Below are 22512 nucleotides of genomic sequence, written 5' to 3'. Positions count from 1 at the left end.
CGTCTTCGGTTACTCCCGCGTTATGAATATTCTCAAACTCCTCGCCGATCTGGCCGAAGTTGATCCTACCCTATACGACCGCCTGAGCTCGCGGCAGGCCGCTTTTGCCCCCCTGAGCAAGCTAGGCCGGAAGGCGGCGCTGGCGGCGTTGCCGGTGGCCTTAGGCACGGCCATTATGCCAGCCCAGGCCCGCGACATCCGCACTATCCTCGACTCCCTGAACCTCGCGCTTGTGCTGGAATACCTGGAGAGCGAGTTTTACGCCCGCGCCCTGGGGTTGGTGGCTGGGGCGCCCAGCGTACCTGCCAGCTTTTTTCCGGCCGGCACACGCCCCGCTATCGAAACCATCTATCGCCACGAGCAGCAGCATGTGCGGTTCCTGGAGCGCGTTATTCAGGCCTCGGGTGGCACACTGCCCACCAAGCCCCGCTTCGACTTTACAGGCAGCAAGAATGGCGCTCAGCCCGCCCTGTTTGCAGATGTGTTTACCAATTTCGATACGTTTCTGCAAGTAGCCCAGACCCTGGAAGATGCCGGCGTACGAGCCTACAAAGGGCAGGTTGGTTTTCTGCAAACGGATAACTCCTTGCTGGAAGCAGCTCTGCGTATTCACTCCGTGGAGGCTCGGCACGCGGCTCATATTCGTAGTATGCGGCGGGCGCGGGGGGCAAATGTGAAGAGTTGGGTGAGCCCCACCGATACCAGCATCGCGGTAGCCGGCAAAACCGACGCCGTATATGCGGGCGAGGGTTTGGTTAACCAGTTTGTGGCGGGTCTCCGGCAGGTGCCCTTCGATCAGGCCCCTTTAAATACAGTGGTAGCAGTGGCAAAAGTGGCCGAAGCCTTCGACGAGCCCATCCCAGCCAGCACGGCTACCTCACTGGTAAGTATTTTCACGTACTAGCGAGAGAGTTACTGATAAACCCCATTCTTATACTTAATCTACTTCAAAAGAGCGACTTACGTCGCTCTTTTTTTGTCCATGAGCTTGCAACCCGATTAGGGTACATCTTATCTTTGGTACTATACTTTACTGGCGTTGGACTGTTTAAAAATATAGTAACCCTTTTGCCCCCCGGAGTAAGCCTTTTCATATGGCTTTCGTATACCTCTAACCCCTCTTGTCCTACCCTTTACCACCCACCTTTATTACTATTCATTGCGATGTTGGAATATGCGAAAACCATTCTGCTTAAAGTAAGCTTCGACAAAATCCTATTTGAGAAAGAGCTGCGGAAGGCCTTGCGCATGCTTATGCCAGAGGAGTTAATGCAATTAAAAACTTGGTGCTACGAGCAGTTCGCGAGCATCTATCAGCGCATACTCAACCGCGTTTTTGCCCAAGCTGCCTAAAGCAGAGTAAAGAGTACCCAAAAAAGCCCCCGCGAGCAGCCACTCAGGCATCCTCGCGGGGGGCTTTTTCCGTGTATAGAAAATCGGCTTGGGGCTCCGTGACAAACTGAATCGTGCGCGTCAGGCCGGCGTAGCCCGTGCGCTTCACCGCCGACTGCCGAAACAACTCCGTGAACAGCTCGTGGGTAATCTCCTGCCAGTCCTTGGTATTCATTTCCTTAAGCTGGGGGTGAGCCCGAAACTGCGGCTCCTGATGCGGCTTAGCGAAGCGGTTCCAGGGGCACACGTCCTGGCAGATGTCGCAGCCGAATACCCAGTTGCCCAATTTGCCCCCCACCTCCGTCGGAATCTGGTCCTTTAGCTCGATGGTGAAGTAGCTGATGCATTTGCTGCCATCCACCACGTATGGGTCGGAAATGGCATCGGTGGGACAGGCGTCCATGCACTTACGGCAGGTGCCGCAGTAGTCTTTGATGGGACCGTCTGGCTCCAATTCAAGGTCGATGATCAGCTCGGCGATGAAGTAGAAGCTGCCCACGCCGGGCGTGATGAGGTTGGAGTTTTTGCCTACCCAACCCAGGCCGCTTTTCTTGGCCCACACCTTATCCATCACCGGCGCCGAATCGACAAACACGCGGCCGCCTACTTCGCCTATCTCCTGCTGAATATCGGCCAGCAAGGTTTTGAGCTTGTCCTTGATGACGAAGTGATAATCACGGCCGTAGGCGTACTTGCTGATTTGCAGTGTGTCGGGGGGCAATTGGTCTTCCTCGGCGGGGTAGTAATTCAGCAGCAGCGAAATCACCGACTTGGCACCGTCTACGAGCAGGCGCGGGTCGAGGCGCTTGTCGAAATGGTTGGCCATGTAGCCCATCTGCCCGTGCATCTGGCGGTTGAGCCAGTTTTCGAGGCGGGGCGCTTCTTCCTCCAAGAACTCCGCCTTCGAGATGCCGCAATACATAAAGCCCAGCTCCGCCGCCCGACGCTTAATAAAGGCAGTTCGTTCGGAGCGGATAAGGTCGGAGACAAGCATCAGGCAAAGGTTGGCTGAAAAAACGAAACGCCCCGCCGGTAGCGGAGCGTTCCAATAGTTAGGCAGTAGCGGCTGATTATAGCGAAGGAAATTGTGTACCTATCATTACATACACTTCTAACGTCTCGGGGCTTTGCGATGGTGGGGTAATCGAAACACAAATCTTCAATTTTGTACAACAATTGACTCAAAGAACTACCGTTGAACTTTGCAGTTTCGCCCCACTATTGCAAAACCCTTGTTGGTGGCAGTTATTCCTATTCTATTTCTCTCTCGGTTCACAGTAAATTCTTTCTGTCACTTTAAATATGTTTTTTGTTTCAGAAGGTTTTCCATAATCGTAACGGTAAAGTTTTTCAACGATACAATTACATTTACTACTTATCATAGAAGCCCTGATCATTTTTGATTCTCCACCCCAATCTAGATACATCGTATTATTCAATATAAAACCCATTTGTTTAAGCTTTTCAACAATCTCGATAGGTTCATTCTTATCTTCTATATATGAAACTAAACTGTCGTAAACATCAACAAACACAATCGGTTCGGTTCGACAGAAATCTTTATTGACAAAATCAAAGGTTTTAAAACTTATCTTTTTAAAATCGTCTTCATTAATAATACCGAACTCGTAATTAATTTTTTTGTCTTTACCTTGAAAAGCACTTGTGATTTTAAAAGTTTCTACATCTGCTCCGTATAAAATTTGATTGTTATTAATAATGTATTTTTTTGTCTTTCCCCAATCATCGTCAATAGGAGCAAATTCATTTATATCGTCAATACTTACAATATCTCCTCCATGGATTAAAAAATTATCCGCTTTTGCCCAAGGATATTTAATCAATTTTATTTTGCTTGGATTAACACCCTTAATTACACAATCATTTAAGTTATTATAAAAACCAAAAAAATATGCTGAGTCTTTGTCACGGAAAATATAATTTCCAATAAACTTAAAAGTGTTTGGGTCAATATTTTTTATAAGTTCTCCGTCTATAAACAGATGATTTTTGTCTTTACCAAACTTAAAGCCGCAATCGCAGTCAAAAGTTAATTCTTTAAAAGTCTTTGCGTCTGCTTGTTCAATTATTCGCTTGTTTTGACCACTTCCTTCATTCCAAGATTCATAATAAACTTTGTCGTCTTCAATCTTGTAGCCGCGTCTGCAACTCGTCAAAATAGAGATTGTCATAACTAAAATTATTACTTGTCTTATTATCATTGCAGTATGTCTGTTATAATTGCCACCAACATTTAGATACCCGCTACTGGCAGGCTACGTGAATAGCGGGTAGCATATCAAATAAGCCTGCTTTACGCTACTATCCAAGCTTGCAGGCACCAGCGACAAATATCTTGCAAGCAAAAGAGCCGAAAAGCATCTCAAGATGCTTCTCAGCTCTTTCTTTACTGCTTACAGCGAAAACGCAATTAAACAGGCTCTCCAAACAAGTCGCCGGGCGAGTTGCCGCGCAGATGCTGCGGCATGAGCTTACCCAAGTGCCGGTAAGCAGCTTCTGTAGCTTCGCGGCCTCGGGAGGTGCGCTTGATGTAGCCTTCCTGAATCAGGAAGGGCTCGTACACTTCCTCAATAGTTTCCGACTCCTCGGAGCAGGCCGTAGCGATAGTGCTCAAGCCCACCGGGCCACCTTTAAACTTGTCGATGATGGTGGTCAGGATGCGCACGTCCATTTCGTCGAGGCCGTTCTGGTCTACGTCGAGAGCGTTGAGGGCAAACTGGGCGATGTCCACGGTGATGGTGCCGGTGCCTTTTATCTGGGCAAAGTCGCGGGTACGGCGCAGCAGGTTGTTGGCAATACGCGGCGTACCACGCGAGCGGCGGGCAATTTCGAAAGCTGCATCGTCGTGAATAGGCGTATTCAGAATCTCGGCTGAGCGCTTCACAATGCTGGTTAGCAAAGCCGAATCGTAATACTCCAGGCGGGCATTGATACCAAAACGCGCCCGGAGCGGTGAGGTCAGCAAGCCGGAGCGCGTAGTAGCCCCGATGAGCGTAAATGGCGACAACGAAATCTGCACGGAGCGCGCATTCGGACCTGAATCGAGCATGATGTCGATGCGGTAATCCTCCATGGCCGAGTACAGGTACTCTTCCACTACCGGATTCAGGCGGTGTATCTCATCGATGAAGAGTACGTCGTTGGGCTCCAGGTTGGTCAGCAGGCCGGCCAGGTCGGAAGGCTTGTCAAGCACCGGGCCGCTGGTCATCTTGATACCCGCTTCCAGCTCGGCCGCAATGATGTGCGACAAAGTGGTTTTGCCCAGACCAGGAGGTCCGTGCAGCAGAACGTGGTCGAGGGCCTCGCCGCGCCGACGAGCAGCCGCCACGAATATTTTCAGGTTCTCGACGATTTTATCCTGACCCGTGAAGTCAGAGAAGCTGAGCGGCCGCAGCGCCTTGTCAATCTCCTTCTCGGAGGGGTCCATGTGGTCGTTGCCACCAGTGAGAAAAGCTTCGCGCATGGCGTAATACTAAGTTTGGCGTTGAGTGAAGATAACGCTTTGGGGGGCAAAATGCTTCCCGTTTTAGTAAAAATATTTAGTATACCGTATGTTGACTAAATACTTTAGCAAATAAGATTGACCTCTATATCGAAGAACGTCATGCAGAGGCGGAGCCGAAGCATCTCGCGTGCTGATGTGAGGTTAGTAGTCTCACTAAACATGCGAGATGCTTCGGCTCCGCCTCTGCATGACGTTCTGTTTCGATTGTGACAAAGGCACATGATGGCTGCATAATCGCCTTTTTAGTTATCACCGTTCTAATCGGCACTGCGGGCAAACTCCTGCACGCGCTCCGGCGGGCCGAAGATATAGAGTGTATCATCGGGCTTGATCACCGTATCACCGGTCATCTCATACAGCATTTGCCCCCCACGACGAATGGCGAGCAAGCTAATCCCAAACCGCTGCCGCACTTCAGTTTCCGACAAGGTTTTGCCTACCAGCTCTCCTTCGGAGGAAACGCGGAAAGTCGACATTTCGGCATCAGCCAGGGAAATGTGCATCGACGACCATTCGCCGTCGGTGAGGGAGCGGCGGCGCAGCATGTCGTAGCGCCCGGCGCGCAGCTCGCCAATCAGCTTGTCGATTTCAGGCATAGGCACCAGGTACTTGGCCAGCACCCGCGAGAAAATTTCGATGGACGCTTCCAGCTCCTCCGGTATCACTTCGGTGGCACCGAGGCGATACAGCTCCTCCATCTCGTGGATGTAACGGGTGCGCACAAAAATGCAAGAGTTGGGGTTCATCTTGCGCAGGGCTACCACGATGCGGCGGCTGCTGGCCGGGTCCGATATAGCGACTACCATCACGCGTGCATGCTCTACGTGGGCCTGCTCCAGCACGTGTTCCTGCGAGGCGTCGCCGTACAGAATAGGCTCACCTTTTTCCCGCTCTTGGCGCACCGTGATGGGGTTCGTCTCGATAATTACGTAGGGCACCTTGGCATATTTGGCGGCTTTCACCAGGTTGCGACCGTTGAAGCCGTAGCCCATCACCACCAGATGGTCGCTGAGCTTCTGCTCCTGGTCGGGGGGCAATTGGTCGGTTTGCATGCGCAGTCCTTGGTCGAGCGACTGGAAAATCCGCAGGCGCAGCAGAAACGTGGCAAAAGGCTCGGCGCCTAGCATCACCAGCGGCGTCAGACTCATGGTCAGAATAGAAACGGCCAGGAAATACTGGTACTCGCGCTGCTGCATCAGGCCCGCCTCCAGCCCCACTTTGGACAGGATAAAGGCAAACTCGCCTACCTGGCACAAGGCTAACCCGATCAGCAGCACGGAGCGCATGGGCAGCCGCAGGGCCAGGGCCGCGCCTACCGTGAGCAGGAGCTTGACGGCCATAACGGCCAGGGTAATGAGCACGATGGTAAGCGGATTTTCCAAGAAAAACCGAACGTCGAGCAGCATGCCGATAGACACGAAAAAGAAGCTGGCGAAAATTTCGCGGAAGGGCAGAATATTGCTGACGGCCTCGTAGCTATACTCCGATTCGGAGATGATCAGACCCGCCAAAAAGGCCCCCAGCGCCAGCGAAAGCCCTACCGTAGACGTCAGCCACGCCACGCCCAGGCAGGTGCCGATGGTGGTGAGCAGGAACAGCTCGCGGCTGCGCGTTTGGGCCACCACGAACAGCAGGCGCGGCATAAGGTAGCGTGCCCCAAACCACACTAGCGCCAGCACCCCACTGATTTTGAATGCCAGCAAGCCCAGATCGGCCCAAGGATTGCCGGCACCCTTGCCCGCCAGCATGGGCGTGAGCAGCATCATGGGCACCACAATCAAGTCCTGAAAGATGAGGATGGCCAGTATTACCTGCCCGTGCAGCGACTCCATCTCGAGCCAGTCTTGCAGAAGTTTGAGCACGATGGCGGTGCTGCTCAAAGCCAGCAGAAAGCCTAGAAATACGGCTTCGGGCGTCGAATACCCAAATGCCACTGCCAGCAGGTAAGTAGCGCCAATGGTAAGGCCGACCTGCAAGCTGCCTCCCAGAAATACGGCCCGCTTGAGCCGCGAGAGGCTGGAGAGCGAGAACTCCAGGCCGATGGTGAACATGAGCAGAATCACGCCCAGCTCGGCCAGCATGTCCACGTCGCCCTGGGCCTTCACCAGCCCCAGCGCCGACGGCCCTGCCACGATGCCCGTAACCAGAAAACCCACAATAGAAGGCAGCCGCAGCTTGCTCACCAGCAAAATTACGCCCACCGAGAGCAGCAAAATGATGATTACATCCGAGAAGATGGGAACGTGCATAGATTTGCGGTAAATGACGAAGCTGGGGGCAATTTTACGGTAAAGTTCCCCAAATTTTGCCCTGGCGCCTTGCCTACTGCCCAGCTTCATGTAGAACAAAGGTGCACTTTGTCCTTTCAATTGCTACCAGCGGGCGCGGCCGCGCCGAATCCTGTTGCGTACCACGTGCGAATAAGCCCGCACACAGTGACAAGTAAACAATGTATAGCAAAGCTGAAGTTACGCAATTACGCCAAGCCTTCTGGACCACATTTGGTCAATATATGGCCCCTGTACCCTCGGCCGAAGGCACGCCGACCAACTGGATCAACTACAAATCCGGCTACAAAAACCTGTATTTCCGCCTGCACGCCGACAACCGCCGCGCCAGCATTGGCATAGAGCTTACGCACGCCGACGCGGAAATCCGCCAGCTGTTTTTCGAGCAGTTTGAGCAACTGAAACCGATGCTGGAGGAAACGCTGGGCGAAGCTTGGACCTGGGAGCTTGCAGCGCAGGACACTAACGGCCAGTCCATAAGCCGTATTTATCGGGAGCTGCAGCCCGTCAACCTGTTCAGTCGCGACGACTGGCCCCAGCTGATTTCCTTTTTCAAGCCTCGTTTGATAGCCCTGGATGAGTTTTGGAGCAACGCCCAGTATGCCTTTGAGGAACTGCGCTAACAACGGCTACAAAAAAGCCCCCAGCACGCGCTGGGGGCTTTTTTGTTTATAGCTACTTACTTTTTCAAAAGCAGTACTTCCATTTCCAGGTATAGCCAGTCGTCTTCCCAGGCTTTGTGCGTAAGGCGGCCCCCTAACTCAAACCCAGCATCAAGCAGGCGCGCCACGGTTTCGTTGCGCCCTTCCGGCAGGTAGCCCAGCCACATCGGCTCAGGGCCAGCGGTATATACACGCACGGCCCAGTCATCATAGGCGCTGTCGGCTTCACGCGTGACCGTTAGCTCTTGGCCCAGTTGCAGGTTCGGCTCGTAGGCTTTCAGACCCTCGCGATGTGAGGTGCCAGCAATCAGGCATTCGAGGATTACTAAAGGCAAAGCGGAGTCAGCGGCCATGGCGGTACACACGGAAAATAAGGAGTAAAAGATGAGCGAATATAGGTTTACGGAAGAACGTAGTAATAATGGCAAGCCATATTAGCAAAACGCTCCAAGCAAAAAGGCCAGCTTATATACATAAGCTGGCCCTTCTTTTAAACAATTAGATATTATTTAAACGCCTGAATACCTGTGATATCCGCGCCCGTGATGAGCAGGTGAATATCGTGCGTACCCTCATAGGTAATCACCGATTCCAGGTTCATCATGTGGCGCATAATGGGGTATTCGCCGGTGATGCCCATGCCGCCGTGAATCTGGCGGGCTTCGCGGGCAATGTGCAGAGCCATATCCACGGAGTTGCGCTTGGCCATGCTGATTTGGGCGCTGGTGGCTTTGCCTTCATTTTTCAAAACACCTAAGCGCCAAGCCATCAGCTGCGCTTTGGTGATTTCGGTAATCATTTCGGCCAGCTTGCGCTGCTGCAACTGGAAAGCGGCAATCGGCTTACCGAACTGCTCGCGCTCCAGGGAGTATTTCAGGGCCGATTCGTAGCAGTCGATGGCGGCGCCAATTGCCCCCAGGCAATACCGAAGCGAGCTGAATCGAGGCAGCTCAGGGGGCCTTTTAGGCCTTCCACGTTGGGCAGAATGTTTTCCTTAGGAATGCGCACGTTGTCGAACACCAGCTCGCCGGTGGTGCTGGCACGCAGGCTCCATTTGTTGTGAATTTCGGGGGTGGTGAAGCCTTCCATGCCGCGCTCTACGATAACGCCCTTGATGCGGCCTTCTTCGTTTTTAGCCCACACTACGGCTACCTGGCACTCAGGCGAGTTCGAAATCCAGAGCTTGGCGCCATTCAACACATAGTAGTCGCCTTTGTCCTCCAGCTTCGTGACCATGCCGCCGGGGTTAGAGCCGTGGTCGGGCTCCGTAAGGCCGAAGCAGCCCAGCCATTCGCCCGAGGCCAGCTTGGGCAGAAACTTGCGGCGCTGCTCTTCCGAGCCGTACTGATAAATGGGGAACATGACCAAGGAGCCCTGCACCGAGGCCGTAGAGCGCATGCCGGAGTCGCCGCGCTCAATTTCCTGCATAATCAGGCCATAGCTGATGTAGTCGAGGCCGCCGCCACCGTACTCGGCCGGAATAGTGGGGCCAAAAGCACCTACTTCGCCAAACTTGCGCACGATTTCGGATGGAAAATGCGCCTGCTGTGCCCACTTCTCGATGCTGGGCGAAATCTCACGCTTCACGAAGTCGCGAATGCTCTGACGAATAAGCTTGTGCTCCTCAGTGAGTAGGCCGTCGAGGTCGAAATAATCGGTGAAGCCAGCGGCGTTGGTGCTGCCTTTCTGGGCGGTATGTGCTTTGGACTGGGGCGAGAGAACGTCGGCTTGAGATGACATAACAGAAGTATAAATGGGGTGGGAAGCTCAAAGATAAAAATTTCGAGACGGGCCGGCCTTCCCATTCAGAACACCATCTACTTTCCAAACAGCCCATAGCTGAACGAGTTCAGGCTAATCTAGAATTCATTCCTCATCTTTCCGTCACCAAACTACGTAGCGCATATCCATTGCGAAGTAGCTTGTAAGCCCGAGCAGCTGGGCTTACCGCTCTATAACCTACACTAGCCTCTTTGCAGGGCGGCAGTTTGCTTAAGCCTTTAGTTGAACTAAGATGTACCGTGTTAAAATAAGCAAACGCCTTGATGGCCAGCTAGAAAAGCACCGCTCAAAGCTGATTGGCAAGGCTGATTCGGTGCTATTTTACCTGAGCCTGGGTGGGTTGCTCATATTTCTGTATGACCTAGGATTTGCTCATACAGCCGCCGCCGATGCTACGCTCAACACTTTCTATGGCGTGTATACGCTCGGCCTTGTACTGGTTCTAAGTCTGCGCCTGATTCTACTCAACCGGTCGGGCGTACCAAGGGGATGGGTGATAGTGGAGTGTATTTTAATTTCGCTTGCGGCGTATGGGGCATTTTTGACCTTCTTTCCCGAGCACTTTGTGCTGACAGGCACCCGGCTGGGTCGATATCTAGAAGAGGATTTTCTGATTTTGATTGTGCTGTTGTATGTGTTCCTGATCGAACTCTCCCGCCGCTCTCTTACTTTTTATCAGCTGCGCTACAACCCAGCCCTCTTGTTTATAGCCAGCTTTATTCTGTTGATTTTGCTGGGCACTGGTTTATTGTTGCTGCCCCGAGCCACTGTAAATGGCATTAGCTCGCTCGATGCCCTTTTTACTGCTGCCAGCGCCGTGTGCGTCACGGGTCTGATTACCGTTGATACGGCCACTTACTTTACCACCTTTGGCAAAGTAGTTATCATCGTCCTGATTCAGCTCGGGGGGCTGGGTATCATGACTTTCACCAGCTTTCTGACTTTATTTTTCCAAAGCTCATCGTCATTTCAGAACCAGCTTTTTATGCAGGGTCTTATCAATGAGGATAGCATTGGCAACACAATGCGCACCATCGGCAACATTGTCTGGATTACATTTCTGGTGGAATTTCTGGGTGCGTGCTTCATTTATGCATCCATCGGGCCAGCAGAAATACCGCAGCTACACGACCGCATCGGCTTTGCCATCTTTCATTCCATCTCCGCCTTCTGCAACGCCGGGTTCTCGACCCTGTCAGCCGGTTTATATGACATCAATTTCCGCTTCAACTATAGCCTGCAATTAGTAGTAATTGCGCTGATTGTTATCGGCGGGCTCGGCTTTCCTATCATTTTTAACCTCTACAGTTATCTCCAGAAAAGAATCAGAAACCGCTGGCAGCAAGTATATCATCGGGAGCGCTACGTGTATATCCCGCGCATCATCAACGTGAATACTAAGCTAGTACTGCTCACTTCAGCCATCTTGCTTGTGGGGGGCACTTTTCTGTTCTATGTTATAGAGTACAACAATACCCTGAGCGAACACAGCGGTTTTGGCAAATTCGTAGCAGCCTTGTTTGGGGGTGTTACGCCCCGCACCGCTGGTTTCAATACCGTTGATATGTCTCAGCTGAGCGTGCCACTGGTGCTGATTTATCTGCTGCTCATGTGGGTGGGGGCCTCGCCGGGTTCAACGGGCGGCGGCATCAAGACCACTACCTTCGCGCTAGCCTTCCTGAACATTTCCAGTATTGCACGTGGCAAGGAGCGGTTGGAGCTGTTTGGTCGTCAGGTGCCGAGCAAATCTGTGCAGCAGGCTTTTGCCGTCATGATGCTGTCGTTTTTGGTTATTGGTCTGGCTACGCTCCTTATTGCGTATTTCAATCCCACCATACCCCTCTTAAAAGTGGCTTTTGAAGCTTTCTCTGCCTATAGCACCGTTGGGCTGAGCCTAAACCTGACGCCTGAGCTGACTACTGGCAGCAAGCTAGTCATCATTGTTACTATGTTTTTAGGACGCGTAGGTACGTTCACTTTGATTGCTGGTGTATTGAGCAAGGTCAACAATCTGAACTACCGCTACCCTTCCGAGAACATTATTATTACCTAACATACTGCTGAGCAAACGCACATGAAATTCATCATTGTCGGATTGGGCTACTTTGGCTCGTCGCTATCAATTAGGCTTACGGAAATGGGCCACGAGGTTATTTCCGTTGATAACGATATTGCCAAGGTTAATCAATACAAAGACCGCATTACGCATACCGTTTGCCTCGACGCTAAAGATCAGCAAGCCCTTTCTACACTGCCCATCAACGATACCGATGTAGTGCTGGTAGGCATAGGAGAAGATTTTGGGGCGTCGGTGATGGCCGTGGCCAACTTCAAGCAGCTCCGAGTGAAACGGCTTATTGGCCGGGCTATTTCACCCCTGCACCAAACAGTACTGGAGGCCATTGGAGTTGACAAGATTATCCGGCCCGAAATGGAATCGGCCGAGCGCCTCGCTAAAAGTCTCGACGTGAAGGGCATTCTGGACTCCCTAGAGCTTACCGAAGATTACAATATCATTCAGGCGACAGTGCCCACGCATTACGTGGGCAAAACGATACAGGAGACCAACTTTCGCCAGAAATACAATATTAATGTACTGACTATCATTCGATTGAAGGATGACACCAACTTATTTGGCCGCCCCAGCGCAAGCCAGTGGCTATTGGCGTAGTAACCCCCGATACCGTTTTTGAAGCCGGTGATACGCTTGTGCTTTTCGGCAGAATGGAAGACATCAAGAAACTACTGCAATAGGCGCACGCTAGTTCTGAGATGGGCGTGTGGGGGGCTTTTTTACCGCACCGTCCGTTTATTCATTTTACTCGTAGAGTGATTCCCGCTTCAATCTTTACATTCAGCCCAACCGACGCCAACAAGCCCTCCATCAGTGATTCCTTGTTAAGTAGCTTAATCAAGCCTTGGTGTTTCAGTAGCCTACCTTTACTTGTTTTATGAGTCACGAGAAGAAGCTCAATGAACTGGAAGCCACTGCCATTTGCGGCAATGATATTTCCTCTTCGTGCCTGTACGTATCCGCTTTGGCCATTGCCTACGCCGGGCAATACGCCTGGATTGCGCTACTCATGGTGGGCGCCGTGCTGTTCCTTTTTCGGAAGATATACGGCGAAGTGGTGGGTGCCCTCCCGCTGAATGGCGGCGCCTATAACGTGCTCCTGAACACGACCAGTAAGCGCAACGCGGCCTTGGCGGCCTGTCTTACTATTCTATCCTATATGGCTACGGCGGTTATTTCGGCCAGCGAAGCCATGCACTACTTACATACACTGTGGCACAGCCTGCCTATTATTTGGGCTACGCTGGGACTGCTGGGGCTATTTCTGTTGCTCACCATTCTGGGCATCTCGGAGTCGGCGAAAGTGGCGGTGGCCATTTTTCTGGTGCATCTTATCTCGCTCACCTTGCTGGTAGGTAGTGCCATTTGGTACTTAACAACTCATGGCACTGATATACTCACCGCCAATTTTAGCTTACCGCTGAAAGGCGGCAGTATCACGAATGCGTTGTTTTTTGGCTTTAGCGCGGCTATGCTGGGCATTTCGGGCTTTGAAAGCTCCGCCAACTTTGTGGAAGAGCAGGCTCGGGGCGTATTTGGCAAAACCCTGCGCAATATGTGGCTCGTAGTGAGCTTCTTCAACCCGGCTATTGCCTTTCTGGCCGTAGCTGCGCTACCGATGGGCGAGGTGGGTGAGCATACCGAAACACTTCTATCGCACCTGGGCAATACTACTGGCGGCACCTGGCTGGGTACACTGATTTCGGTGGATGCGGTGGCCGTACTCAGTGGTGCCGTGCTCACATCTTTTGTGGGGGTAAGCGGCCTGATGAAGCGCATGACCCTGGACCGTATTCTGCCCCAATTCTTCCTGAAGGAAAACAAGGCCAAGAGCAACTATATCATTCTCATCACCTTCTTTCTGCTGTGCGTATCGGTGCTGCTGATTACCAACGGACAGTTGGGGCCGCTGTCGGGCGTATACACCATTTCGTTTTTGTCGGTGATGGCGTTTTTCGCGCTGGGCAACTTTCTGCTCAAGCGCAAGCGGCCCAAGCTGCCACGGCCTGTATACGCGGGTATTTTTACCGTCACGCTGGCGCTCGTCAGCATTCTGGTGGCTTTGTACGGCAACATCAAGATTCACCCCGACTACCTGATTGTGTTCCTACAATATTTCCTGCCGGCCATGGTGCTGATTTATGTGATGCTGAACCGCATTGGCATCCTGAATCTGATATTGGCAGCCGCTAATTCGTTTGCCGAACAGTCGCCGCGCTTTTCACGCCTGCTGCGCCTCAAGCTGCGGCAGATGCTGCGGGAGCTGCACCAGCAGGAATTCGTCTTTTTCACGAAGGGCGACAACGTATCCAACCTCAACAAGGTGATGGCTTACGTGGTGGAAAATGAGTTCACCACCAAGCTAAAAATCGTGACGCTGCTGAGGCCCGGCGAAACGTATCCGCAGGATTTGCTCACCGATATTCATGTGCTGGATCGGGCTTATGATCAGATTGAAGTGGATTTTGTAACCTTGGAAGGCAAGTTTGGTCCGGAGCTGATTGACAAGCTCTCGCAGGAGTGGCAGATTCCTAAAAACTTTATGTTCATCGGCTCGCCCGGCGACCAGTTTCCTTACCACGTCTCGGAGCTTGGCGGCGTGCGTCTGATTATTTGAGTGGCAGATTTTCAAATTGGACAAATTTCAACGTCAAGCAGCAAGAACTAACGGTACTGTAGAATAAAAGACATTGTAAGCAATTGCTATGGTATTTGCTTACTAGGTGAATTAAATGTTAGCTGCATTCAATTCACCTAGGCAATGCTACTTAAGAAAAGCCTCCTACTCCTGCTAGTCACTAGCGTATTCGCTTGCCAGCAACAACCAGATACTGTTACGCTGGAGCCTCCTACTGCCAGCGTAACCACAGACTATACAGTAAATTCAGTAAGGCCTGCTGCCCTACCAATCAGCCCAATAATTAGTGGCTATTGGTTGAGTTCCCAGTATCGGAGGTTGGTGGAGCAAACTCGCTCACCAGCCGAAGCTTTTGATTATATTCCATCCGGGCCCTCATCTATCCACATAGAGTCCTTTTCATCTCGAGTGGACAGCGTTGAGATTGGTGTTACTTACGGCTTGCACGAAGGAGGAAGCAGGATTTTACTTCTTCGTCCCGGTCAGAACGACAAAACTTTATCACTCAGACCACAACTTGGAGATGAGAAGGAAACAGTTGTTGAGTTATCTTATGAGATTTCTGCTGCTGATACTACCTTGTTTTTTATTCAGCGTAATGCCAAAACGAATCGAATAGTTGACAAGATACCCTATTACCGAGCGCTAAAATCCAGTGTCAAAACCGACCTACAAGGTGGTGTTGAGAGGGCAATCAATCAATTGTTGATAACAGGTCAATATCAAGGCACCGATTCTCTCGGCCAACCCGTTAACGCATATTTTCTGTCTGATGGTAAAGTGAAAGGTTTGCCTTTCAGCCAGTATACTGTTCAGATGGATTTCACCGGTCCAAATCCGGGAGACGAATTAATTTTTGACACATATTCCAAACGACAAAGCTCGTTTGGTGCTTCCTTCGGCCGCGACACGTTACGGTTGTATACCATACATCACACGGTAGGTGTTTCCCCAAGCGAAACGGATACAACCGACCTATTTAGCCGCGGCCGCCTACGTTATCAATTGGTTCGCGTGCGCAAACCGTAGAGCGTATCTAGGAGTTGTCATGCTGAGTTGGTCGAAGCATCTCGCCTGCTTCGACCAACTCAGCATGATGGAAACGGCGATTTTATAAAATTCCATACACGCTCTAAACACGCCACTTTTATTGAATAAAAAGCCCCCAGAATACCTCTGGGGCTTTTTCATTGCGATTAACAGGTCGTATTTTCTCTTACAGCTTCAGCCCCACAGAAACGAGGAAGTTGCGTGTAGCTTGGGGGTAATACCAGTTGAAAGTTTCCTGCTGCCCGCTGGCGCCGAGGTAGCCGTAGGTGTAGCCGTTGGCCGCGTACTCGCGATTGAACACGTTGTTGACCAGCAAAGCCAGCTCTATTTCCTTCATAAACGTGGGGCCAAGTGCGTAGCGCACCCGAAAATCGAGCACTTGGTAAGGCTGAATGCTGCGGGCTTCGCTGGCGGAGTTGTCGAGATACTGGCGGCTCACTGTTTTGTAGAGCAGCGCCAGGCGCATGCCTTTCAGCGGCTGCCCCTCCAGCGTGTGCGCCGACACGGCCGACGGCGAATAGGAAATGGTGGTCGTGCGGCCTTCGGCGGCAACTACGGGGTTAAACTCCTCGTCGTAAGAAACGTCGCGGTAGTCCAGAATGCGGTTGCGGCTGAGCGTGAGCGTGCTACTCAGACTGATTTTATCGTCGGCCGACACAAAGCCGGTCAGTTCCAGGCCGGTGCGGTAGCTGCGGGCTACGTTGGTGCGCAGGGCGGTGCCTACATCATTCAGCTGGCCGGTGGCAACAAGCTGGTTGCGGTAGTTCATGTAGAAGTAGTTGGCCTCCAGGCGCAACGCCGTGCGCGGCGTCAGCAGGTTCAGGTCCGATAGGTTCAGGCGGTAGCCGGCTTCAAAGTCTTCGAGGCGTTCGGGTTTCGCGCTTTGGTCGCCGGCGGGGCGGTCGGTGAAGTCGGCACGCACGGGCTCGCGCTGGCCCACAGCGAAGCTGGCGTAGAGTTGCTGCCCTTCGGCCAGGGAGAAAGTAGCGCCAGCTTTGGGGTTGAAAAATGTGTAGTTGGCGCGGGTAGTGACGTCGTTCTGGTCGTCCTCCACTCCATCAATGCTATAATCAATGTGGCGGAGCTGCAAGTCGCCGTACACACCCAGCCGGGGCAGCACCTGCCAGGTGGCGCGAGCGTAGGTATTGTAGTCCGATTTGGCGGCCTCATTGGCATAGTAGCGCTGACGAATGTTGCTGGTAGAAGCGTAGCGGGCCCAGATAATTTCGCCGTAGTGGTCGTTATCAAAGCGGTTGACGGCCCCGCCGAGCGTTGCCTCAAACTTGTCGTTATTTTTGGGCTGATAGTTCAGGGCGAAAGTGCCGCCGTAGAAGTAGTTATCCAGCCACTTTTGGTCCACGAGGTCGGTGCGGGAAATGGTCTGGTTGCCCAGCACTACGTTGGGAAGGCCGTAAGCCGAGAACCGCCGGTTGGCGCGGAAGCTTTCGTAGTAGCCAAAGCCGCGCGTGAGGTGCAAAGCCGCCCCAATGTTCCAGTCCTGACCCAGGCCCTGCGAGAGGTGGAGCTGGTAGTGGTTTTGCTGGTAATTGTCGGTCTGGTTGTCGTAGGTGTAGTAGCTGTAGCGGCGACCTTCTTGCAGCACGCGCTCAGCATCAGTGGTCGAAAGCTCGCCGTTGTCCACGTAGGTTTGCAGCAGGTCGCGGTTGCCGGTCAGAGCGGGCTCGGGCACGCCGTTCCAGGCTTGATAGGTTTTCTCGCGGCCCGAAAAGGTGATAAACTTCACCAGCGTATTCTTGGCTTGGTAGCCAGCAGCCAGATAATACGACTTCAGATCTGACTCGGCGCGGTTCATGTAGCCATCGGTGGCAATGCGCGAAAGGCGGCCATCAACGGTAAAATGCCCCCCAAGCAGCCCGGTGCCAAACTGCACGTTGTTTTTCCAAGTGTTAAAAGAACCGTAGGCGTTCTGGGTTTCGGCGTAGGCTTCGCGGCGTACATCAAGCGTCGAGATGTTGATGCTGGCTCCAAAAGCTGCGCCCCCGTTCTGGCTGGTGCCCACCCCGCGTTGCACCTGCAAGCTGCTCACCGACGAAGCCAGATCGGGCAGGTTCACCAAAAATGCCCCCGCGACTCCGGATCGTTCAGCGGCACGCCGTTAATGGTCATGTTAATGCCCGTGTTGCTCGTGCCCCGAATCCGGATATCGGTATAGCCCACGCCCGCGCCGGCGTCGGAGGTCACGACGACGGAAGGCGTTTGGTCGAGCAGGTAAGGCAGATCCTGAGCGAAGTTGCGCTTGTCGAGGTCTTCGCGGCTGAGGTTGGAGTAAGCGGTGGCGGTCCGGTCGCTGGCCCGAGAAGCCGTTACCAGCGCTTCGCCGGTAACCACTGACTCTCCCTCCAACGTGAAGTCCAGCGTTTGCGGGGCGATTTGACCAGTGATTTTGGTTTCCAAAGGCGTATGTCCAATGGAGGTAATGCGTAGCTTATGGCTACCTGGTGATACGGCCGGCAGAATAAATCCTCCCGTGTCATCTGTCTGCCCTACTGCTTGGCCGTCCAGATAGATAGTGGCTCCTGGTAAGGACGTGACTTCTGCGTTAAGCGGCAAAAACGACCCTACCCTACCAGACACGGGGCCTTGTGCCCATGCCGCGCCGGCTAGCGCCAGAAGCGCCGCGCCGGTCAATACGTACTTTTTCAAAAGTGAAAGATGGAAAAGTGGAACGAACCGCCTTCCAGGGGTCGGAGGAGCGGCTTTTACGTTCGCGGACCGTTTGTTCCCTTCGCCGGCATTACCCGGATCAGGTTCAATGGGTATGATCTCAGCCCCGCTGCCGGCAAAATGACCGGTTAAGTTGGTAGGGCACCCTAAACTTCGTTGCAAAGTTACAACCAGTGATTTATAGTTCCTACCGATGTAGCTAAGGCCTTTACTTTCAGTTAAAAACTGTGTAACTTAGGGAAGGCTCTAACCGGCCAGGAAAATTGTGGCGTTCGAAAACAACTCCACCCCTGGCCCCGTTAGTTTATCATCGGAGCCTATGGTCTTCTTACTGCGTTGAACCCCAGTCATTACCCACCATGATCAGCCTTGTTTATACGCTCGTGGTTCTTGCCATTCTCGCCTATTTCATGGTCGTGCCCCGGCGTCGTTACCAGCGGCCACCCTCCACCGATAACGATGATGAGGGCGGTGAGCCACTCGACGACGGCCTACCCGACCTGGATTTGCCCCCGGCATCACGCGCCCCATCAATGACTGGGAACCCGACTACAATCGTCGGCCTACTTCCCCGAGTCGTCCTACTGCGCCGCTCCTCTCGTAGCGGCAGCTAAGCAATAAAAGCCCCTGCGGCCCGCTCCCCTGCTGTCATCGTGGCTGACGCAGCAACCCGGAGCAGGCCATGGGGGCTTTTTCGTGTAAGCCGACCAGCAGTTCTGTTATTCCACTGTAATGCTGTATTCGGTGGTAAATGTCTGGCTGGGGGGCAAATTCAGGATGCCTTCTTTATCGGCTAGCTCCTGCGGGCCGCCGGCCGTGCTGGCCACGCCCTGCCAGGGCTCTACGCATACGAAAGGCGCACCGGGGCCTTTGGTCCAGAGACCTAAATACGGAAACCCATCGAAGCGCAGGCGCACGGCACGCTCGGATGTACGGCTCCGTAAGGTGAGGTGAGTGAAGTCGAACTTTTTCAACACCAGCGCATCGTCGGCAAACAGCTCGTAGGTCAGCGGCAGCTCGGTTTGTTCGTTGAGCACGGGTTCGGTCTGGCCCGTGAGCAGACCACCGGCCAGCAGGTGGCGCTCAAAGCTGACGGCATGATCAAACTCAAAATAATAGTCCTCAAACTGCTCGTCGGGCAGCAACGGGCACCGGAACGCCGGATGCGCCCCAATACTAAACAGCAATTCCTGCTCCGCAGCCCGGTTATGCACTTGCCAACCTACTATCAGCCTATTGCCCCGCAACTGGTAGCGAATGATCAGCTCAAAATCGAAGGGGTAAAGTGCGCGCGTGTTTTCATCTGCCTTTAGGCTGAAAATCAGCTCCTCGCCGGTTTGGCTAAGCAAAGCAAACTGCTGGTCGCGGGCAAATCCGTGCTGGGGTAACTTGTACTCCTTGCCTTCGTGCAGGTACGTATCCAGCGGCAAGCGGCCCACGATGGGAAAGAGCACGGGCGCATGGCGCACCCACACGGCTGGGTCGGCTTGCCATATGTACTCTAAGTTGCTGAGATCTTTGCGAATAAAGCTGCTTAATTCGGCGCCGTGAGAGTTCACGGTTACGCGGCACTGGTCGTTTTCGAGAGAAAAAATCATGTAGAGGGAGCTTGTTTTTTCAGGAGATCTACTGCCTTACGCGCTTGCTCAAACCGTTGGCTACCCGGCCCGCTTATTTCGACATAGGTAGCGCCCAAAGCCCGCAGCTCAGCCAGGTATAAATCATAAAAATAATGACGCCGGTGTGGGTGCTCGCGTAGGGGGTCAAATTCCCAGGGCAAGTCGATGCCGGGCAGCAAAACCAAGTCGTAGCGCTGCTGCTCCAGGTGGCGCTGAATCCAGGCTGGGCACTGTCCAAACGCGTCTTCGGCCCATACTTTAATCACCAACAGATCAGTATCAAAAAATACGACTTCGTGCGCTGCGGCTGCGGCCGTAGCTTCAGCCGCCAGTTGGCCGCGGGCTATTTGCTCCAAATCGTGCAGCGTGTAGCCCGAACCATGCTCTTCCAGATAGTGGCGGGCGTATTCGGGGGCCCAGGTGGTGCCGTAATGCTCGGCTAGCTGGCGGCTCAGCGTGGATTTGCCCGTTGACTCGGGGCCGGTAATAGCGACGCGCAGCATCAGGCAGCTTGGGGCTGAAGGTTGGCTCGCAGCAGCCGACGCCACTCCAGGTAGCCATAGGTAGCCAACACCAGGTACACGGCATACAGCCCCGCCGTGAGATAAAGCTCCCGGTGCCAGTACAGGCCAATATAAGCGACATCGACCACCAGCCAGAGTATCCAGTTTTCGATCTTTTTGCGCGTTAGCAGCACTTGGGCTACCAGGCTGATGGCCGTGGTAGAGCTATCCCAGTACGGAATGGCGGCATCGGTGTACGCGCTCAAGGCGTAGCCTACTCCCACGGCATAGGCCACTGCTACGGCACTCAACCACGTCCATTGGAGCGCGGTGGCCCGCGTTATGGGCAGCTCCTGGGCTTGCGGACCCCCATACAGCCATTGGTACCAGCCATAAAATGCCAGGGCAATGAATACGCCCTGCAAGGCCATATCGGAGTACAGGCGTGCTTCCCAAAACACGATAACGTAGAGGGCACAGCTAACCAGCGCGGTGGGGAAGTTCCAGATGGAATTGCGGGCGGCCAGCCATACGCAAGCTATACCCGTTATCACCCCAGCCAACTCCACGGGGCTGCTGGCCATCAAGCCAGACCACAAATCAGATAAGGCCACGCACTGTTGTTTAGACCATGGGAAAGGCCGAAGGTAGCAAGGCTTCCCTTATTTTTGCCCCCCAACCGTCTTCCGGCAGCCCAACCCTTTCCCTACGTCATGCTCCCCGACCTCACTCCCCAAGACCTGCACGCCGTCTGGAGCGTGGCGAATTGCTGCAACTCGTGGACGTGCGCGAGCCGGAGGAGTATGAATACTGCCATATAGAAGGCAGTTTGCTGTTGCCTTTGGGCGATATTCCGCAGCACGTAGAAGAGCTGGCCACCGACCGGCCGGTGGTGCTGATCTGCCATCATGGGGTGCGCTCGGCGCAGGCACTGGGTTATTTGCAGCATCGTCATGGCCTGAATAACCTGCTAAACCTACGCGGCGGCATTCACGCTTGGAGCGTACAGGTCGACCCGACAGTGGCGATATATTAGATGCGGTGAAAGCCGGTCAACTCCCGCCTTACCAAGGAGGGGAGCGGACCGCCTGCCGTTATTCACTTTCCCATTCTTACTAAGCAGCCCATCCATTTGCAACTGCCTGATCTGCCTATTCGCGCGGCCTTACCCGAGCTACTTGCTACGCTTGGCTCAACAAACTGCGCCGTATTGCAGGCGCCGCCTGGGGCGGGCAAAACGACATTGGTTCCGCTGGCTTTGCTAAATGCGCCTTGGATGCCACCTACCGGTCGCATCATTGTGCTCGAACCGCGGCGACTAGCAGCGCGGGCGGCCGCCGCGCGCATGGCTCAGCTTCTGGGTGAACCAGTAGGACAAACGGTGGGTTATCGGGTGCGGTTGGAAAGCCGGATTTCGGCCAAAACCCGCATTGAAGTAGCTACGGAGGTTATTCTGACGCGCATGCTACAAGATGACCCGGCGCTGGAAGGCGTAGCGGCCGTGCTGTTTGATGAGTTTCATGAGCGGAGCGTACAAGCCGATTTGGGCTTGGCCCTGGCCCTAGATGCCCAAGCAGTTTTGCGCCCCGACCTGCGAATCCTTATCATGAGTGCCACGCTGGAAGCGGAGCGGTTGGGCACTTGGTTGGAAGCGCCAGTGGTACGTAGCGCAGGTCTGCAACATCCGGTCAGCACGCATTATTTGCCCCCAGTCGGGTAGCGGCGGCCGGAAACCGCCCCACCGAGCGGCTGACCGCCTTGGTACCGACTGCTATTCGGGAGGCGCTGGCTCAACATGAATTGGGCGACGTGCTGGTGTTTCTGCCTGGCCTGGCTGATCAGCGCCGCGTGGCGGAGCGCCTGGCCGGCACGCTGTTGCCTACGGTTGATGTGCATGTGCTGCATGGTGAGTTGCCCGCTGAGCAGCAGGATGCGGCTCTTCGACCTGCGCCGGCAGGGCGGCGCAAAATCGTGCTGGCCACCAGCATTGCCGAGACCAGCCTGACCATTGAAGGAGTGCGAGTGGTAATTGATGGGGGGTATGCACGCGTGCCGCACTTCGAGCCGCGCACGGGCTTAAGCACCCTCCAAACGGTGCCCGTGAGTCAGGCCGCTGCCGACCAACGCCGCGGACGGGCTGGCCGCTTAGGACCAGGAACCTGTGTGCGTCTTTGGACCGAAGCCGAGCATGCTGACCGGCCGGCACATTTGCCCCCGAAATACTTACCGCCGACCTGAGCAGCCTTGCCCTCGAGCTGGCCCTGTGGGGAACCTACGATCCGGCCGCTTTGCG

Annotated in this window: 21 protein-coding genes, 1 pseudogene and 1 riboswitch; of the genes and pseudogenes, 11 read left to right on the top strand and 11 right to left on the bottom strand. The window is 53.8% G+C overall.

Going from position 1 to position 22512, the window contains the following annotated elements; all coding sequences use genetic code 11:
* Window positions 1-22: 22 nt before the first annotated feature.
* Together H9L05_RS10900 and H9L05_RS10895 are read left to right on the top strand one after the other, a co-directional pair.
* Window positions 23-904 carry a ferritin-like domain-containing protein gene (locus H9L05_RS10900; RefSeq protein WP_187731032.1) on the top strand — a complete coding sequence of 294 codons (882 nt, stop codon included), beginning with the start codon at window positions 23-25 and terminating at the stop codon, window positions 902-904.
* A gap of 260 nt (window positions 905-1164) precedes the next feature.
* Window positions 1165-1353 carry a hypothetical protein gene (locus H9L05_RS10895; protein ID WP_187731031.1) on the top strand — a complete coding sequence of 63 codons (189 nt, stop codon included), beginning with the start codon at window positions 1165-1167 and terminating at the stop codon, window positions 1351-1353.
* A 43-nt stretch (window positions 1354-1396) separates the two neighbouring features.
* Here H9L05_RS10895 and queG read toward each other — a convergent pair whose 3' ends face one another.
* From queG to H9L05_RS10875, 4 genes are all read right to left on the bottom strand, one after another.
* On the bottom strand, window positions 1397-2386 hold the full coding sequence (gene queG / locus H9L05_RS10890; RefSeq protein ID WP_187731030.1) for a tRNA epoxyqueuosine(34) reductase QueG: 990 nt from the start codon (window positions 2384-2386) through the stop codon (window positions 1397-1399).
* A gap of 262 nt (window positions 2387-2648) precedes the next feature.
* Complete coding sequence (locus tag H9L05_RS10885) at window positions 2649-3584, bottom strand: DKNYY domain-containing protein (protein WP_187731029.1); 936 nt, start codon at window positions 3582-3584, stop codon at window positions 2649-2651.
* Window positions 3585-3823: 239 nt separating this feature from the next.
* Complete coding sequence (ruvB, locus tag H9L05_RS10880) at window positions 3824-4876, bottom strand: Holliday junction branch migration DNA helicase RuvB (protein WP_133271738.1); 1053 nt, start codon at window positions 4874-4876, stop codon at window positions 3824-3826.
* Window positions 4877-5175: 299 nt separating this feature from the next.
* A complete protein-coding gene (locus H9L05_RS10875) occupies window positions 5176-7167 on the bottom strand; it encodes a cation:proton antiporter (RefSeq protein ID WP_187731028.1) in 1992 nt (663 codons plus the stop codon).
* Window positions 7168-7367: 200 nt separating this feature from the next.
* Between H9L05_RS10875 and H9L05_RS10870 the strand changes: the two genes are divergently transcribed.
* Complete coding sequence (locus H9L05_RS10870) at window positions 7368-7829, top strand: DUF4268 domain-containing protein (RefSeq protein ID WP_187731027.1); 462 nt, start codon at window positions 7368-7370, stop codon at window positions 7827-7829.
* A 56-nt stretch (window positions 7830-7885) separates the two neighbouring features.
* Here the strand turns inward: H9L05_RS10870 and H9L05_RS10865 are convergent, their stop codons facing one another.
* On the bottom strand, window positions 7886-8221 hold the full coding sequence (locus tag H9L05_RS10865; RefSeq protein ID WP_187731026.1) for an HIRAN domain-containing protein: 336 nt from the start codon (window positions 8219-8221) through the stop codon (window positions 7886-7888).
* Window positions 8222-8373: 152 nt separating this feature from the next.
* A pseudogene (locus H9L05_RS10860) lies at window positions 8374-9608 on the bottom strand (acyl-CoA dehydrogenase family protein).
* Between the two features lie 274 nt (window positions 9609-9882).
* Between H9L05_RS10860 and H9L05_RS10855 the strand changes: the two are divergent.
* From H9L05_RS10855 to H9L05_RS10840, 4 genes are all read left to right on the top strand, one after another.
* Window positions 9883-11703 carry a TrkH family potassium uptake protein gene (locus tag H9L05_RS10855; protein WP_187731025.1) on the top strand — a complete coding sequence of 607 codons (1821 nt, stop codon included), beginning with the start codon at window positions 9883-9885 and terminating at the stop codon, window positions 11701-11703.
* 21 nt (window positions 11704-11724) lie between these two features.
* Entirely contained in the window at window positions 11725-12321 is a 597-nt protein-coding gene (locus H9L05_RS10850) for a potassium channel family protein (RefSeq protein WP_223284363.1), read from the top strand.
* 280 nt (window positions 12322-12601) lie between these two features.
* A complete protein-coding gene (locus tag H9L05_RS10845; RefSeq protein WP_187731024.1) occupies window positions 12602-14341 on the top strand; it encodes an APC family permease in 1740 nt (579 codons plus the stop codon).
* 342 nt (window positions 14342-14683) lie between these two features.
* A complete protein-coding gene (locus tag H9L05_RS10840) occupies window positions 14684-15391 on the top strand; it encodes a hypothetical protein (protein WP_187731023.1) in 708 nt (235 codons plus the stop codon).
* 187 nt (window positions 15392-15578) lie between these two features.
* On the opposite strand, the gene H9L05_RS10835 is transcribed toward H9L05_RS10840, so the two are convergent.
* Window positions 15579-17486 carry a TonB-dependent receptor gene (locus H9L05_RS10835; protein WP_223284939.1) on the bottom strand — a complete coding sequence of 636 codons (1908 nt, stop codon included), beginning with the start codon at window positions 17484-17486 and terminating at the stop codon, window positions 15579-15581.
* Window positions 17483-18076 (bottom strand): TonB-dependent receptor plug domain-containing protein, encoded by a 594-nt coding sequence (locus H9L05_RS10830; protein WP_187731021.1) that lies wholly within the window; start codon window positions 18074-18076, stop codon window positions 17483-17485. The genes H9L05_RS10835 and H9L05_RS10830 overlap by 4 nt, the downstream gene beginning before the upstream one ends.
* A 59-nt stretch (window positions 18077-18135) precedes the next feature.
* A riboswitch (TPP riboswitch) is annotated at window positions 18136-18254 on the bottom strand.
* Between the two features lie 226 nt (window positions 18255-18480).
* Between H9L05_RS10830 and H9L05_RS10825 the strand changes: the two genes are divergently transcribed.
* Window positions 18481-18711 carry a hypothetical protein gene (locus H9L05_RS10825; protein WP_223284362.1) on the top strand — a complete coding sequence of 77 codons (231 nt, stop codon included), beginning with the start codon at window positions 18481-18483 and terminating at the stop codon, window positions 18709-18711.
* Between the two features lie 105 nt (window positions 18712-18816).
* On the opposite strand, the gene H9L05_RS10820 is transcribed toward H9L05_RS10825, so the two are convergent.
* From H9L05_RS10820 to pnuC, 3 genes are read right to left on the bottom strand one after another with little or no spacing between them, the layout of a single operon-like run.
* On the bottom strand, window positions 18817-19695 hold the full coding sequence (locus H9L05_RS10820) for an aldose 1-epimerase family protein (protein ID WP_187731020.1): 879 nt from the start codon (window positions 19693-19695) through the stop codon (window positions 18817-18819).
* Window positions 19692-20219: an AAA family ATPase gene (locus H9L05_RS10815; protein WP_187731019.1), complete on the bottom strand. Its 528-nt coding sequence runs from the start codon at window positions 20217-20219 to the stop codon at window positions 19692-19694. Before H9L05_RS10815 ends, H9L05_RS10820 begins: the two co-directional genes overlap by 4 nt.
* On the bottom strand, window positions 20219-20833 hold the full coding sequence (pnuC, locus tag H9L05_RS10810; RefSeq protein WP_223284361.1) for a nicotinamide riboside transporter PnuC: 615 nt from the start codon (window positions 20831-20833) through the stop codon (window positions 20219-20221). The genes H9L05_RS10815 and pnuC overlap by 1 nt, the downstream gene beginning before the upstream one ends.
* A 17-nt stretch (window positions 20834-20850) precedes the next feature.
* On the opposite strand from pnuC, the gene H9L05_RS10805 reads away from it, so the two are divergent.
* The 3 genes from H9L05_RS10805 (at window position 20851) to H9L05_RS23555 (ending at window position 22457) form a co-directional block, all read left to right on the top strand.
* A complete protein-coding gene (locus H9L05_RS10805; RefSeq protein ID WP_223284360.1) occupies window positions 20851-21255 on the top strand; it encodes a rhodanese-like domain-containing protein in 405 nt (134 codons plus the stop codon).
* Between the two features lie 96 nt (window positions 21256-21351).
* Window positions 21352-21939, top strand: a complete 588-nt coding sequence (locus tag H9L05_RS23560; RefSeq protein ID WP_223284359.1) for a DEAD/DEAH box helicase — start codon at window positions 21352-21354, stop codon at window positions 21937-21939.
* 38 nt (window positions 21940-21977) lie between these two features.
* Window positions 21978-22457: a helicase-related protein gene (locus H9L05_RS23555; RefSeq protein ID WP_223284358.1), complete on the top strand. Its 480-nt coding sequence runs from the start codon at window positions 21978-21980 to the stop codon at window positions 22455-22457.
* The last annotated feature ends 55 nt before the right edge of the window (window positions 22458-22512 follow it).

The sequence above is a fragment of the Hymenobacter qilianensis genome (genome assembly GCF_014489555.1).
GTDB lineage: Bacteria > Bacteroidota > Bacteroidia > Cytophagales > Hymenobacteraceae > Hymenobacter > Hymenobacter qilianensis.
The sequence above is the reverse complement of the archived record's forward strand: the minus strand, read 5'-3'. Positions and strand labels throughout refer to the sequence as shown.